7 protein-coding genes are annotated in these 16,481 nt (G+C 52.0%); 3 read left to right on the top strand and 4 right to left on the bottom strand.

From position 1 onward, the window contains the following. A partial coding sequence (locus B088_RS04740; protein WP_018107269.1) for an Eco57I restriction-modification methylase domain-containing protein occupies nt 1–2,394 on the bottom strand: 2,394 nt, incomplete at its 3' end. Between the two features lie 6 nt (nt 2,395–2,400). Continuing rightward, nucleotides 2,401–5,913: a helicase-related protein gene (locus B088_RS04735; protein ID WP_018107268.1), complete on the bottom strand. Its 3,513-nt coding sequence runs from the start codon at nt 5,911–5,913 to the stop codon at nt 2,401–2,403. Nucleotides 5,914–7,355: 1,442 nt separating this feature from the next. Between B088_RS04735 and B088_RS04730 the strand changes: the two genes are divergently transcribed. From B088_RS04730 to B088_RS04720, 3 genes are all read left to right on the top strand, one after another. Then, entirely contained in the window at nt 7,356–8,372 is a 1,017-nt protein-coding gene (locus B088_RS04730) for a virulence RhuM family protein (RefSeq protein WP_018107267.1), read from the top strand. Nucleotides 8,373–9,508: 1,136 nt separating this feature from the next. Continuing rightward, entirely contained in the window at nt 9,509–12,334 is a 2,826-nt protein-coding gene (locus B088_RS04725) for a TonB-dependent receptor (protein ID WP_245546724.1), read from the top strand. Nucleotides 12,335–12,355: 21 nt separating this feature from the next. Continuing rightward, nucleotides 12,356–13,327, top strand: a complete 972-nt coding sequence (locus B088_RS04720) for a metallophosphoesterase (protein ID WP_018107265.1) — start codon at nt 12,356–12,358, stop codon at nt 13,325–13,327. 519 nt (nt 13,328–13,846) lie between these two features. On the opposite strand, the gene murD is transcribed toward B088_RS04720, so the two are convergent. Together murD and mraY are read right to left on the bottom strand one after the other, a co-directional pair. Next, a complete protein-coding gene (murD, locus tag B088_RS04715) occupies nt 13,847–15,208 on the bottom strand; it encodes a UDP-N-acetylmuramoyl-L-alanine--D-glutamate ligase (RefSeq protein ID WP_018107264.1) in 1,362 nt (453 codons plus the stop codon). Nucleotides 15,209–15,214: 6 nt separating this feature from the next. Continuing rightward, nucleotides 15,215–16,480 carry a phospho-N-acetylmuramoyl-pentapeptide-transferase gene (gene mraY / locus B088_RS04710; protein ID WP_018107263.1) on the bottom strand — a complete coding sequence of 422 codons (1,266 nt, stop codon included), beginning with the start codon at nt 16,478–16,480 and terminating at the stop codon, nt 15,215–15,217. Nucleotide 16,481 lies beyond the last annotated feature (1 nt).

Below are 16,481 nucleotides of genomic sequence, written 5' to 3'. Positions count from 1 at the left end.
GAAGGCGGAGGAGGTCGCATGTTGCTGGACAAAAAGGCTCAGATTATCTACTCCAATTTTATCCGACTTACTGGAGACAACCGACCGGCAACTGTTGCTATTCTTCTCCTTGGCGAAGAGTAGGATATTGGTGTCTACGGTCGCATTCTGGAAGATCTTTACGCCGGCAAAGTCTATCAGCAGCCTGGGGTTGGTACACTCTGATAGGAATTGCCTGGTCTTCTCTCCATATCCGGCGCGCATCCACTTATTGGAGGTGATGTAGCAGAGGTGTCCTCCGTCCCTGAGCAGCCTCCAGCCCAGCTCATAGAAGAGGCAGTAGATGTCTCCCGTACGGGCATAGGTCTGGTATCCCACATCAGCGTAGAGCTTTGCCAGTCGTCCATCGTCTTTCTGCAGTTGGATGTATGGCGGATTGCCGATAACTATGTCGAAGCCCCCATTCTCCATAAAGACGTCGCCAAACCAGGTATGCCAGAGGAAGAACTCGTCATTGGCGTGTACGTCGATGTCTCCGAGCGAGACGTCAAACTGCTGCTCCCTCAGCTGCCACTCTATCATAGAGGTGATCTCGTCTCTCATCCTCACTCGCTTCGTGTGATCATCGCAAGCGTAATACTTCCGGATAAGACTGGAGAGCTTGTCGCGCAGTAGGTCGAGATTGTCCTCGAAGAGTGTAAGCCGGCAGCCGGAGACCTGGTCGACCTCCTGATTCATCTTAGTTAGAGAGCTGAGATCCACTCCCGCATACTCCTCCAGGAGGGAGTCGCCCTGCATGATCTTGAAGTCCAGGTTGGGCAAGGCTTCCGGGGTCTTTTCATCCACCACAAGGGTAAGCCAGAAGCGCAGCCGAGCGATGTCCACCGCTCCTCTCTCGAGGTCGACACCATAGATATTATTCTGCAGGATCTCCCTCTTGGTGGCAGCCGGATCTTGGGTAGTGGCGGGATCAAGCGCCGACCTACAGAAGTATAGCTCTCTGAGGAGTCCCATGGGGAAGGCCCCGGAGCCGATGGCAGGGTCACAGATCTTCACCCTCAGGAGCCGCTCCCTGATATCCTCCGTCAGGTCACCGAGGGAGGTACCATCGTGACTCTCGACAAAGTCTCGGATAGTCTCTCGCTCCTCCTCATCCTCCCGGTCGGACTGGAGGTAGGCGATCAGACTCTCCGCGCACATATACCGGACGATCTCCTTAGGGGTGTAGAAGGCTCCCTTATCCTTATTGTCCTCGAGGAGGTTCTCGAATATCCGCCCCAGCATCTCCGGATCAATACCCACCTCGGCATCGTTGGGGTCGTTCTCATCGATGGTAAAGTTATACTGAGACAGCATAGAGAGGAGATCGCGGAAGTAGTCCGCAGGAAAGGCGAGCTGTCTCTCATCTAGTGCGTCACGCTCGAAGAGACCACCATTGAGGTAAGGCACCCGCACGACACCGATACCATCGACCCTTGTGTCGAAGAAGCTCTGACACTGCCGCCGGTCAGTATCGAGGGCCTCAGCGAATAGGGGCTCCAAGACGCTGTCAAGGAAGTTGGCCTGCTGCTCTGGTGATGCTAACTCGAAGAGGTGGAGCATGAAGTCCTTGTCTCCCTCGCCCCACTCCCCGGCTCTTGGGACGCCCATCCAGCCCTTCTTCTGGAGGAAGTGGAGGAAGACGATCCGCCCGAGGAGCTTTTTCACATAGTCGCGGATAGGCTTCTCCTCCTCACGCATGCCGATAGCGCCCTCCTCAGAGATCTCCTGCTCCTCGGGGAGGAGATGACCACGGAGACCATTCTCAGGATCCGCAGCATAACTAACAAAGGTCTCGTAGTGTGCCTTGTATCGTAGGAAAAACTCTCGCGAAAGAGCTTCGACACTGAAGGCCTGCTGCAGATCCTCCATCGTCAGGGGATCCTTACGACTATAGAGACCATAGAAATTGTCTGTCGCTGTACGGCACGACTGCCCCGGACCGAGGAGGAAGGTGTACCGCTTGCTGTCGGTGGTCTCCGCTAAGCTGCCCTCCTTGCGACAAAAGGTAAAGCGCCAGTCCCACCTCGCAGCATCCTCGTAGTGGAAGATCATAAAGGCCGAGGAGTAGCTGCTCATCACCGACCGGATCAGTCGCTGGATGGAGACCCTATTTCGCTCCATCTTGACGCTGTCACTCACAGTAATGTCAAAGACCTGAAGAGGCTCAATGCCGATATACACGCTCCCGAGGAACCTGATGCTGCGTATCCCGGTTGAGGTGGCGAGACGCTTATCATCGCTTCCCTGCAAAACCTCCTTATTGTACCCATCCTCGAAGTTATTTCCGAAGATGGGGATGATGATAGTGTCCAAGAAGGACTGCCCGCCCTGATAGCTGGTGCTCAAGTACTTCCTGAGATACTCCTTGTCCATGATGGTTTACTTGATGATTCCTAATACGATCCCCGGTGTCCCCTGTTGTGTCTCTACCTTCTTGATCAGCTTACCGATGCTGTCCCTCAGGAGGGTCTCTATCTCATCTATGCTGACGGGGATAAGCTGCGACTCCCTCCGGCTCATTTCGTCACCGATCTGGATCATCCTCCGTATCACATCTCGATTGCCGCGATCGACCTGCTTGCGAGCCGACTGCAAGAGTTGCTGGATCTCCTCACTACTCCCCGGGTTTCTCCCGATCTTGACGATGATGCCGAGAGCCTTATCAATAGTGCTCTGACCGACGTGTGACTTAAGGATCCGGACGTAGTGCTGATTGTAAGCATATATAGCGCGCTTCCTGAGTGACGGCCAATCCTCCGGCAGAGGTACCCTCGTATCCTCCGGCAGGGCTTGCAGGCGCTCTAAGAGGTCGAGGAGAGAGAGGATCTTAGTGTCCACTGAAGGATCCTGCTCCACCTCTATGGCCAAAGGGGCGGACTTAGGTGCCCGCACGACAAAGTAAGCGCTCCCCTCAGCGTCCTGCGCCATCTCCCACCCCTCGTCCGTCTCTGCTATGAGCTGATAGCGGTCGGGGTGAGAGTCTCTGTACTGCTTCAGCTCGTAGACATACTTCTGGAGAGGCGACTCCTCACCCTCAACCGCTTCTCGGATGTTGTCGTAGTGGATCAGGCTCTCATCGTCCGTAAAGATCTTGCTGTCCCCACCGAAGAGCACGTGGAAGGACTGCAGCTTGGAGTGTGCTATCTGGACCAGCTGGATCATCTCATCGCCCTGCGCGCTCGGCATAAAGTTATACACATAGATCTTGGGATGCTGAGATCCGATGCGATTGACACGACCGATGCGCTGCATGAGTCGGGTAGAGTTCCATGGGGTGTCGTAGTTGAGTATGACATTGGCACGATGGAGATTCACACCCTCGGCGAGGACGTCCGTGGTGATGATCACATCGTACTCATCCCGCCACTCGCCGGTGTAATTGGCGTCAAAGTTCTCTCGGATCACCTGCTCCTTCTCATCTCTATTGGCAGCGGTTATGACGAGCGCTCTATGCCCCTTGTAGGCCAAGGCGTGCGATAGGGAGTTGACCGTGTCCTTTGCCTCGGAGAAGATCACCAGCTTGCCGGAGGTATTGGTCTGCGGGTCAAAGAGCTTTGTATTGATGCTCTCCTTGAAGGTATCAAACTTTGGATCCTGCGAATTGACGGTACCCCATCTGTCACAGAGGAGGGAGATAAGCTCGCGATCTCTCCTGAGACAGTCGTAGTACTCAGGGCGGAAGTCGCTCTGTCGGTACTCAGCATTCTGTCCCCTCTCATTGCGCCCCTCCTGAGTCAGCTTTGCGATCTTACCTCGTATCTCTCGCACACAGTCCTCGAAGGTGACCTCACTCCCGCGCTGTTCCGTCTTCGCTACGTAGTCCAGCTCCCTATTGATATCGATCTGGGGGCAGATAAAGATCGTGTCCCTCTCCCACATACTGATCATATTGTCTGTATAGCGGCGGAGGTTGAGGAGTGACCTCTTGAATGCCGTAAAGGAGCTTTCCAAGCGCTTCACCAGCATGACCTGCATGATCGTGGCCAGCTGTCCGGCGATATCGCCCACGCCGCGGTTACCACGCGCCATATGCTTCTGCTCATTAGCGTGGTCGACGAAGTACTCAATAGCTCGGTACCGATAGTAGCGGAGCCACTCGTCGGACCGGATCTTCTCCACCTCCGACGGGGCTATGATGCTCATGGTGTCGGCGAAGAGGCGCGCCAGCTCGTCATCCATCCTGTAGACAAGCGCATGGGGACCGGACATCTCCGGGAATACCAGTCCCTGCGCCTCTATATCGGCCTTGTAGTAGGTCTTGACATCCGTTCTCGTGCGCCGCTCCAAGAGATCCTCGAGGATATTGTCCCTGAGCTCCTGAGAGATTGCCTTCAGCCGCTTGGATCGCTCCTCTTCGCTTAGTCCATCGTGCCCCTTGAGGAGATTGTTGTACTCCTGATTGACATTCCTGAAGAAGTCCTCCAGATCACCTCCGGAGGCTCTCTTAAGCGTGCTGTCCTTGTGGTTGCGCTCGAAGAGGTAGATCTGATTCTTGAGATCGTCCGGCCTATTGTTCTGAGGCGTGGCGGAGAGGAGACCTATGTAAGGGTAGGCGCCGCTCCGAGCACCGATATTCTCGATGAGGGTGTCTAAGGACTGATACATCTTGGTGGTGCTGCGACGGAAGCGGTGACTCTCATCGATGATGATCAGCCCGTAGTCTATATCCTGCAGCGCCTGATCCCCGTCTGTGCTCTCTTCATCCAGCAGATACTCCAGCTCCTCCGCCTCCTCTTCGTCGTCTAATAGGCTGCCGATCTTACCGGTGGTGATAAAATCGACGAAGGGTGATATCTTATCTGTATTATCTTTTTGATCAAATAGGTCGATGGTCCTCTCCCAGCCTGCCTTGATGGCCGGCGGTGTGATCACCAGCACCTTCCTCTCCCTGCCGTCATCGCGCAGGTCGGATAGAAATCTCTTGATGATCAGTGTCCCGACGATCGTCTTGCCCAGCCCGACCACATCCGCGAGCATAAAGCCCCCATGCTCCCGCATGATATTGAGGCAGCGCTTCACAGCCTCTATCTGATAGTCCAGTCGGATGATCTCATCGGGGAGGTAGCTCTCTATCTCCTCGGTGAGAGACCTGTCGATGACGTCGCCAAACTTGGTCTGCAGCAGCTTGATATAGAGCTCGTAGGGAGTAAAGGTCTCCTCCTGAGGCCGAGGATGGACGATGGGATCGACCTTGCCTCCGATAGGAGAGCGCTTCAGTATCTGTTCTAGGAAGGTCTCTGTCCACTCCTCGGAGATCTCCCACTTCTCCTCGAACCATATCTTATGCCCCTTGGAGGGGGATCCGTAGCAGGGGACCGCAGTCACGCGCTTGGAGTCAGTCTCCAGATAGTTCAGCTCCGCATTCCCTTCGAGTCCTTTCTTCGTAAAGTTGGAGCTGCCTATGATACCAAAGCAATTACTCTTACCAAGAAATAGGTAACACTTGGAGTGGAGGAACTGCGTCTCATCCTCCTCGTTTCTCCTATAGATACGGATATGGATCTTACCCAGCGGGCCGTACTTGAGCAGCAGCGCTACTACTCGCTCATACTCCTCCCTCAGCTCCAGCTCGTGGATGTCGGTCTTGATGAAGTCATAGGGATACTTGGCGTCCTTGTACTTAGGATTCTTGAGCTGAGAGGCATACACATATGGATCTTTACCGATGAGGAGCTGCAGAGTGGTCCCCTCTCTCTCCAGAAACTGTCTAAGCTCATCCACTATAAGGGCCATACCGGGCAGATCCCAGTAACCTGTCGCTATCTGTAGGGTCTCGAAGGTAGGAAGACTGATGCACTCGCTCAGCCAGTAGCGCATGGAGAGCTCCTCGGTCGAGTTGTCGATGAGCGTGCTGTCTATGTGGATGAGATTATTGGATAGGAAGGGACTCATATGGCCTATTAAAATGGTACATTTTTAAGCAGCACTCCAAATTTAGAAATTTTATTCCTAAAAAGGAAGACTGTCCCATATGTAGGCAGGTCCATTCCCACCTCCTATCCGGTTCTGAGTGGCTGTAAGTATAGATAGGATTGATACACTTATAGGCACAATAAAGCTCAAGCGTGTCGCCCCTGGATAATTATTCCCTCCGCCTCTCTCCTCTTGCCGACCCGATCAGGGGTGACGCATTTGAGAGACACCATAGCCATTCATCTAATAGTGAAGAGTGGGGAACGATGCACCCCTTGTGGGTGCCCGCTCCATAGCCACAGGTCGAGGGGCGTAGCCCCGAAGACCCGTGGACCGAGCAATGCAAGCGATCCCGCGACCCCGACAGGGTGTCGCACATACCAGTCAGTCAANCAGTGCGACACCCTGGCGGGGTCGCTGAAGGCTCTGCTCGGCGACCCACAAGGGGTCGAGGGGGTAGGGATGGGTCTTTGTACATCGGTCACCGCTTCGCGGATGACCGATGCCTATGGAGCGAGCACCCTTCGGGTGCTTCACGGATAAAGACCTTTTCAAAATGGTCTTTCGCCGAAAAAGCGATGCTTTTTCGGTGGAGACTTTGCAGAATACCCCAGATGCAAGGAACTGAGAGTGAGGGCGACGGGAGTGTGCTTACGCACATGACCAAGCCCGAATCTCGAAAGTGACGCCGCAGATGGGGTATTATGCAAAGGTCTCGGATAAGCCCTCTAGGTATATGATTTCCCCAATGCTCAAAGGCGTCACCCCTGACACCAGAGCAGAGGAGAAATGTTCTCCATTTTTTAGTGGACATAAGAACAGAAAAAGGGATAAACTCAGCACTTCAGGCGGAGCACTGAGAGTCAGGGTATTGTATTGTGAGCCTTCTGAGGCAAATCTATTACCGGTAATAGTGTCTACTAATATCGGTAATAGTACTTTCTTTTACCGGTATTAGATCTCAGCCTGAGGGAGCAGCGCAAAAGACCGTTCCCGGTCGACGTGCGCCCTTCGCCCCGACTCCCGCTCCTCTCATACTATTATACCTTTAGAGAGATAGACTTGATGTAATGCTGTAAAGGATGATGAGGAAGGGTGTGGAAAGTGTTGGTGAAACAGTCAGCCCACCGAGGAACGCCCTCCCCAAGCAACTTTGACCGGCTGTTCCAAGTGTGAGTGGGGCTGTGGAAAAGTGGTGCATAACTTTCGGGGAAAAAGTTTGGCTATCTGGATGGCTTTCTGAGTTCCTTTTTTCACCCAGATAAGCAAGTAAAGTCCGAGAAAAAGTTTTCCACACCTCCTAACACCCATTCCTCCTCTACTGACACTCTACCAACACCCAATGTTAGGATAACCATTTCTCTAATAATAGCTATACTTGCACTTGACATCATTATATATGAAGAGAAGCAGTGGGCAACATGGGACAAAATAATAATGATAGTAACCTCATCATTTACCAAGACGATAACGGATTGGTAAGAGTGAGTGCACGCTTTGCAGATGAGGACGTCTGGCTTACACAAGGACAATTGGCGGAGATATATAATACGACGCAGCAAAACATAGCGCTGCATATCAAGAATATCTATGCTGATGGTGAGTTGGCTGACAGTGCAACTCACAAGAAATACTTGTTAGTTAAGAGGGAAGGAGATAGAAATGTACGCCGTAATATTGATCACTATAACCTTGATGTGATTATTTCATTGGGTTATAGGGTGCAATCACAGGTGGCTACCCGCTTCCGTCGCTGGGCAACAGAGCTGCTACATGAGTATGTCCAGAAGGGATTTGCAATGGATGACGATCGTCTGAAGGAAGGTGGCAATCGATACTTCAAAGAGTTGCTGCAACGCATAAGAGATATTAGAGCATCTGAGCGTAATTTCTATCAGCAAGTAACAGATATCTATTCCACGTCGGTGGACTATGATCCTCGCGCTCCCCTTACTCGTACATTTTTTGCTACAGTGCAAAATAAGCTTCATTTCGCCGTACACGAGCATACTGCTGCAGAAATCATATATGATAGGGTAGATAGTAACAAACCTCTAGTGGGTATGACTAATTTCAAGGGTGATTACATTACGAAAGATGATGTAAAAATTGCCAAGAACTATCTCACAGAGATGGAACTAAAACGCCTAAATCTTCTTGTATCACAATTTCTTGACTTCGCTGAGTTTCAAGCTCTCGAGGAGCGTCCTATGCGTATGACAGACTGGATAGAGGCTCTTGACAACCAAATATTAGCCCTAAAAAGAAGGGTGCTGGAGGGTAATGGTACGGTATCACACAAGAATGCTATAGAAAAAGCTGAACGAGAGTTTTCAATTTACCGCCAAAGAGAAATGGCACAGCTCCAAAGCGATTTCGACAAAATGGTGAAGCAACTTCCTAATAGGGAAGAGAAAAAGCCAGATAACTCTCTATGACGACCTCTGACAATGACACATATCTTATACAAGTAGCCTCCAACACCTCCCAAGCGCGGGGGTGACGCATTTGAGCATTAGAGTAGTCATATACCAAGGGGAACTCATCCGTGAGGGGCACCCAAAGGGTGCTCGCTCCATAGGCATGGGTCATCCGCGAAGCGGTGACCGATGTACAGAGACCCGCCCCTACCCCCGCGACCCCTTGCGGGTGGCCGAGCAAAAATCCCCCCTCCCAACGATCCCGCAGGGGTGTCGAACATACCAGTCAGGCAATGAGTGCGACGCCCTCGCGGGGTCGCAGGATTGTATGTGTTGTCTGGTCCACGGGTCTTCGGGGCTGCGCCCCTCGACCTGTGGCTACGAAGCGGGCACCCCGACAGGGGTGCTTCATCCCACACCATTCGCATTGAGTTGAGTGGCTTCTGTACCACTCCATAGCGTCACCTCAGGCCGCCACAATAGGGTGACACTCCCGCTCCTCTCATCCTATTATACCTTTAGAGAGATAGACTTGATGGAATACTGTAAAGGATGATGAGGAAGGGTGTGGAAAGTGTTGGTGAAACAGTCAGTTCCCCCGAGGAACCCCCTACTCCGGCGACTTTGGCAGAGTGCAGAAATTGTGAGTGGGGCTGTGGAAAAGTGGTGCATAACTTCCGGGGTAAAAGTTTGGTCATCCGGATGGCTTTCTGAGTTCCTTTTTTCACCCAGATAAGCAAGCAAAATCCGAGAAAAAGTTTTCCACACCTCCTAACACCCATTCCTCCTCTACTGACACTCTACCAACACCCAATGTTAGGATAAAAAGTAACGGTCCCGATACGGCCCACTGAGGTAGCCCTCTCGGGTGACTCACTCTCTGCCCCCTCTTCTGATAGACACAACTGTATGTGTCCCACCCTTCGACCGGTAGAGAGCTTTAGTCTGCTAACCACCATACGCCCGCTTTTTCGGCGAAAGACCATTTTGCAAAGGTCTTACTTAGTGTAACCGATATGTCATATTGATTAAGGATCGTTGTAATATAGATATCTTATTATTGCGTGCGAATTGATTGGCAATTTTATCAATAATTTATATACACTAGAGACATTATTATGAGTCTTAGGAGAGGAAGGGTACTACTGTGGTGCGTGGCTACAGGTCTTTCACTACTATCCTACAGCCCAAAGGTTTCTGCAGTCGAGTCCTTAATAAGCAGTAGAGAGGAAAGCGAGCTGACCAAAGGCACAGGAAACCTATCAGGTGTTATTCTTGATGAGACCGGGTCGTATCTGCCAGGGGCGATCCTGACATTGGATAGGGATAATAGATACACCGTTTCTGCGGCCGATGGTTCGTTTGTGTTCCTTGGTGTACCCGCTGGTACTTATACTCTGAGCGTTAAGTACATTGGTTTTGAGGAATATAGTTCGCAGGTGACCGTAATCGAAGGCAAAAATAGTAGCATCAAAGTAAAGCTGAAAGAGTCTACCTTTACTACCGGAGAGGTGGTAGTTGTAGGTGAATTGGCGAAAGGTCAAGCACGTGCTATAAATACAGAGAGGAGTAATAGTAATATCACCAATATGGTCTCTGCTGACCACATCGGTAGATTTCCCGACTCCAATGTGGGTGATGCGCTGAAGCGGATCCCCGGTATCACCATGCAGAATGACCAGGGAGAAGCCCGCAACATAGTGATGCGAGGCTTAGCACCTCACCTCAACTCCGTCACCCTAAATGGTGGGCGTATACCCAGTGCTGAGGGAGATAACCGTAACGTGCAGATGGATCTGATACCCAGTGATATGATCTCAATGATAGAGGTAAATAAAACCCTGCTGCCCGATATGGAAGCTGATGCTATCGGAGGGTCGGTCAATCTAGTGACCAAAACAGCACCGAGGAGTCAAAACCTATCCATCAACATGGGTGGTGGCTATAATATGATCAGGAACAGACCAACCATTAATGGCTCGCTCACCTATGGCAATCATTTTTTTGATGAAAAACTGGGTATGGTTGTTTCGCTCTCCTACCAGAATAAAGATTATGGGTCAGACAATATTGAGGGGGAATGGACGTCCAAAGACAGCAATGTCTTTCTGAAGGACTTTCAGATCCGCAAGTACGATGTGCAGCGCATTCGCCGTAGCGGATCCATCAATATGGATTATAAGTTTAATAGCTCTCATTCCATCTACCTTAAGACGCTTTACAACTGGCGTGATGATCGGGAGAATCGCTTCCGATACCGTATGTCCAAGATGAGCTTGGGGAAGGATGGTACCTATTCAGGTCGGATTGATCGCCAAACCAAAGGAGGGATAGACAATGACCGCAATCGCAACCGTCGGTTAGAGGACCAGCGTGTATACGACATCGCAATGGGCGGTGAACACTTACTGAGGAGCAAAATTGATATGAATTGGGGGATCTCTTTTTCTAGAGCTTCCGAGCATCGACCCCACGAGCGGTATATCAATATGCGACAGAAGAAAGTAGTCTTTGGACAAGACCTTTCGGATACTCGCTATCCTATGGTGACAGCACAGAATGAGTCTTTAGATAAGTTTCGCCTAGATACGCTCTCCGAGTCTGAGCAAATGACCTATGAAAATGAGTGGGGTGGCAAGCTCAATTTCCGCTTTCCCTTTTCTGTTATTCCGGAGCAGAAGGGTCGTATCCGTGTGGGAGCCAAGATCCGATTAAAGGAGAAGGATCGTGACAATATCTACTATGAATATGAGCCTAAAACCAGCTTCCCCTCGTTTAAGGAGATGGATCTGGTAGAGTGGAACGACCCGAAGTTTCTCAATGGTAAAGGCTATGTACCGGGCGTATTTCCAAGCAAAACATTTCTTGGGAGTCTAGAGCTTAATGATCCCAGTAAATATGAAAGCGAGGCAATCCTCAGTGAATACTGGACGGCTAATTATAATGCCAAAGAAAATATTTACGCCGGATACCTGAGGTGGGATCAGAATGTCACTAACCGATTTGTGATCATCACAGGGCTACGTATTGAGCACACAGCGATTGACTACATTGGACATACCTTAGTTGAGGATCAGAAGGGCGAAAATGTTGAGGACAACAATAGCTACACCAACTTTTTCCCCAACTTGACCCTCAAATACGAGCCCAATAAGAGGACAGTACTCCGAGCTGCCTACTCAACCTCCATAGCACGTCCCAATTACTATTGGCTGGTACCCTATATGAATATCTCTAATGCCGATCACAATATTTCGCTTGGCAACTCAGATCTCAAGAGTACCTATGCCCACAACGTGGATCTAATCGCTTCGTATTACCCCGGTAATGTTGCTTCACTCTCCGCAGGTCTTTTCTACAAGCGTCTTAATGACTTCATCTACACCTATGCTACCAGTAGCTTTACTCACGATGACTTTGCTCAGCTTTACCCCGACCGCCACAACCCAATTCCAGAGGGTGAGGAGTGGGATTTCAAGACACATCACAATGGTGAGTCGGTAGATATATATGGGCTGGAGATATCCTACAATCGTCAGCTTGACTTCTTGCCCTCGTCTTTTTTGCGGCACATGTCTCTGTACCTAAATTATACCTACACTCACTCCAAGGCTTCGGGTATCACTAATGAGGATGGTGAAGAGCGTAAGGGTATGATGTTGCCGGGATCTGCACCCCATACTGTCAATGCTTCTCTGGCGTATGAAGACAAGCACTTTACTGCACGGATCTCATACAACTTTACAAGCTCTTACGTGGACCAATTGGGCAAAAATGATTTTGAAGATCGTTACTATGGAAGCCAAGCCTTTTTAGACTTCAATGCCAATTATAAGATCAAGCCTAATTTGCAAGTATTCTTTGATGCCAATAATTTACTCAATACCCCTCTCTATTACTATCAAGGCGAAAAGGATCGGCTGATGCAGTTGGAGCTTTATAAGCCTACATTTAACGCCGGCATTCGCTGGAATTTGTAATTCGTTCAGATGATTAATAGTATGACAAATAAGATTAATAGAGTACTTATTGCGCTCTGGTTACTATTGCTACCCTTAGCCGTAGCGGCCCAAAGGACACTCTCTGAGGTGGCTGAGGCAAGCGATGATGGCTTTAACTTCCTTGTTATCACCGACCAGGGTCGCAATGGGTATTACGACCAAAAAACAATAGCTCACAGTATGGGTGAGCTTGCCGGCAAAGGAGATGCCGAGTTTGTACTTACTCTGGGGGATAACTTCCACTACATAGGTTTGGAGAGCGTGTCTGACCCTCTATGGATGACCAATTTTGAATTGATCTATGACCATCCCGAGCTACAAATCCCATGGTACCCAATTATTGGTAATCATGAACAGAAGGGCAATGTGCAAGCCATGATCGACTACTCTAAGATTAGTCGCCGGTGGGAGCTGCATAGACGCTATTATTCTCTAAGCTTCAGGACTGATGAGGGAGAGACTGTCGACCTCTTCTTGCTTGACACTTGCCCTCTAATCGATAAATACCGCAATGATGCTGAGTATAAAAGTGTGAAGGGACAAAGCAGAGAGGAGCAATTGGCATGGCTTGAGAGTGGATTAGCCGGTAGTAATGCTGACTATAAGATTGTTGCCGGCCATCACCCAATCTACGCCGATACCAAAAAAGCGGACTCCGAGCGACTGGATATGCAGAAATATGTCGCTCCACTTTTGGATAAGTATCATGCCGACCTCTATCTATGTGGTCATATACACAACCATCAGCACATAAAGCGAGATAGTAGCAGTGTAGACTATGTGGTGGTGACCTCGGGTGCTCTCTCGCGTAACGTGAAGCCGATAGAGGGGACTCAGTTTTGTAGTCCGGTGACGGGGTTTGCATTCATCTCCATTAAGAGTGGTCGGCTTACGATGTATTTGCTGGACAAAGATGGGAATGAATTGTATCACTTTACCCGCTCAAAAGCCACTCATACATCGTATCGGTAGGAGTAATTTATTGGCTCCTCAGATGAAGAATCTCTAATCAGTAAGCGAGTAACTATTAGAATTATTGCTGTCCGATAAAAGTTTGTCGGACAGCAATAGTCCTTAATAATACCACCCCGTCAGGGTGTCGCACTTATGTCTGAAGTATGCATTTAGGGACAGAAAGAGACAGAAAGAGACACGGAGAGACAACCTCTTCCGGTGGAGGTGGTACATTTGCACCACTGTAGCGTCCGGAGAAGGGTCTACCTCTCTTATGAGACCTTTGCATAATACCCCATCTGCGGCGTCACTTTCGAGATTCGGGCTTGGTCATGTGCGTAAGCACACTCCCTTCGCTCTCACTCTCAGTTCCTTGCATCTGGGGTATTCTGCAAAGTCCCTGCCGAAAAAGCGGAGTTTTTTCGGCGAAAGACCATTTTTCAAAGGTCTTCTTATGCGTCACTGCTGACCGTTTTAGGATAAAAAAGAGCCTACCCGTAGGACTACGGATAGGCTCTATGTGTGTATATGTAGGCGTCAGAGCTTGGCGACCTGCTCCTTGAAGCACTCTCCGCGGTGCTCGTAGTTCTTGAAGAGGTCAAAGGAGGCGCAGGCGGGTGAGAGGAGTACCACATCGCCCTCCAGCGGGTGGAGACTCTGCACGAGGACAAAGGCCTCCTCCATCCCCGTCGCGTCGAAGGAGGGGATAGGCAGGGGATCGAAGGTGGTGTGGAGCTTGGCGCTGTCGGTGGTGAGGTAGATCAGCGCCTTGCACTTCGCCTCCACGAGCGGCTTGATCTCCTCGTAGTCGTTGCCCTTGTCGGTACCGCCGAGGAAGAGGATCGTCCGCCCGTCCGGCATCGCCTCGAGGGCGTGGCGGGTGGCATCGATATTGGTCGCCTTGGAGTCATTGATATACTTCACCCCGTGGAGGACGCGTGTCAGCTCCATGCGGTGCTCTATGCCGGTGAAGTCCTCCAGCGCCTCGGTGACGGTGCCATCCTCGAGGTCGGGATCGAGCCCCAGGGCGTGGAGCACGAGGCAGGCGGCCATGACGTTGCAGGCGTTGTGGGGGCCCTTGAGCTGCAGGCGGGAGTAGTCGATGAGGCACTCCTTCCCCCCCGAGAGACGGATGTGGATCGTCTCGCCATCGAGGTAGGCGGCGGTGTCGGTGCGGGTGAGGGAGAAGGAGAGGGCGTGCGCCGCGCTTGGATCCCTTCGGTCGAGCATGGTTGCTGTCTCAGGATCATCGGCGTAGGTGATGGCGTAGTCCTCCTCGGTCTGGTTTTGGAATACCCTTCCCTTGGCATCGGCGTAGAGCTCCAGCTTATGGTCGTACCGGTCGAGGTGGTCGGGCGTGATATTCATCAGCACCGCGGCGTGCAGGTGGGTGTCGTACATGTGGTCGAGCTGGAAGCTGGAGAGCTCTATGACGTAGACCTTGTGCGGATCGCGGACGAGGCACTGGGCGAGGGAGAGACCGATATTGCCACACGCCACCGCATCTATGCCGCACGCCTGCAGGAGGTGCGCGGTGAGGGTGGTGGTGGTGGTCTTGCCATTGGACCCCGTGATGCCTACAAGGATGCTGCCCTGGGCTACGTGCTGAGCGGCAAACTCGATCTCTGAGACGATCGGCACACCGGCCTCGATGCAGCGCTGCACCACGGCGGCGCTGTCGGGGATGCCGGGGCTCTTGATCACCCTCGTGGCGCGCTCGAGCTCGGGGAGGGAGTGTCCCCGCTCCTCGATCCGTATCCCATGCTGGAGCAGCAGGTCACGAGTGGCATCGCGGAGGGTATTGCTATCGGAGAGGAGGACCTTATGCCCCAGTCGCTTCGCCAGGAGGGCGGCCCACATGCCACTCTCGCCCCCTCCCAGGACTATGGTGTATTCCATACTATATTATCTGAACTTAAGTGTCGCTATCGTCAGCACCGCGAGTACGATGCCTATGAGCCAGAAGCGGGTGGTGATCTTCGCCTCCGGGATCGGTCGGTAGGGCCGCTGCAGGAGGGCGTCTATGCTGCCGTCACCGGGCTTCTGGTAGTGGTGGTGGAGGGGGGTCATCTTGAAGACCCTCTTCCCCACGCCGGTGCGTCGCTTGGTGTATCGGAAGTAGGTGGTCTGGATGATCACCGAGAGCGTCTCCACGAGGAAGACGCCGCAGAGGATCGGCAGGAGCAGCTCCTTGCGGATCACGATGGCAAAGATGGCGATGATGCCACCCAGCGTCAGGCTCCCGGTGTCGCCCATGAAGATCTGAGCGGGGAACGAATTGAACCATAGGAACCCCGCCGTCGCACCTATGAAGGCGGCGGCAAAGACGACCAGCTCCTCCGCTCCGGGGATGAACATGACGTTGAAGTACGCTGCCATCTCGATATGGGAGGAGATGTAGGCGAGGATCCCCAGCACCACACCGATGATCGCTGAGGAGCCGGTGCAGAGGCCGTCGAGCCCGTCGGTGAGGTTGGCGCCATTGGAGACCGCCATCACGATGAAGACGAAGAGCAGGCTGACGAAGATGATGGTGAAGAGCTCACTATTCTGCCCTATACCGAGCCACGGTGCAATGGCAGAGTAGTCGAGGTTGTGCCCCTTGACGAAGGGGATGGTGGTCTGGAGAGACTGCGTCTCTACGGTGGCAAACTGGGTCACCACCCTACCCTCCTCCAGCACCTGGCGGGCATTTTCCTTGATCACCACCGCCGGGGAGGTGAGGAAGACGAGCGCCACCAGTACGCCGAGACCCATCTGGGCGATGAGCTTGTACCGCCCGGCGAGACCCTCCTTATTTTTCTTAAATACCTTGATGTAGTCGTCCGCAAAGCCGAGCCCGCCGAGCCAGAGCGTGGCGATGATCATCAGGATGATGTAGATGTTGTCGAGCCGGCAGAAGAGCAGCGTCGGGATCAGGATCGCCGCGAGGATGATCAGCCCGCCCATAGTTGGGGTGCCCTTCTTGGAGAGCATGCCCTCGATGGTGTAGGGTCGCACGGCGTCGCTGATCTGCTTCTCCCTCAGGAGGGTGATGATTTGGCGGCCGATGACGATGGAGACGATCAGGCTGACGATGACGGCAAAGGTGGCGCGGGTGCTGACGTAATTAAATACCGCCGACCAGCGGAGGTTTTGCTCAGCAAAGTAGTCAAAGAGGTAGTACAGCATA

Source organism: Porphyromonas bennonis DSM 23058 = JCM 16335 (genome assembly GCF_000375645.1).
In the GTDB taxonomy this organism is placed as follows: domain Bacteria; phylum Bacteroidota; class Bacteroidia; order Bacteroidales; family Porphyromonadaceae; genus Porphyromonas_A; species Porphyromonas_A bennonis.
Note: the sequence above shows the minus strand (reverse complement) of the source record. Positions and strands in the feature narration are given on the sequence as shown.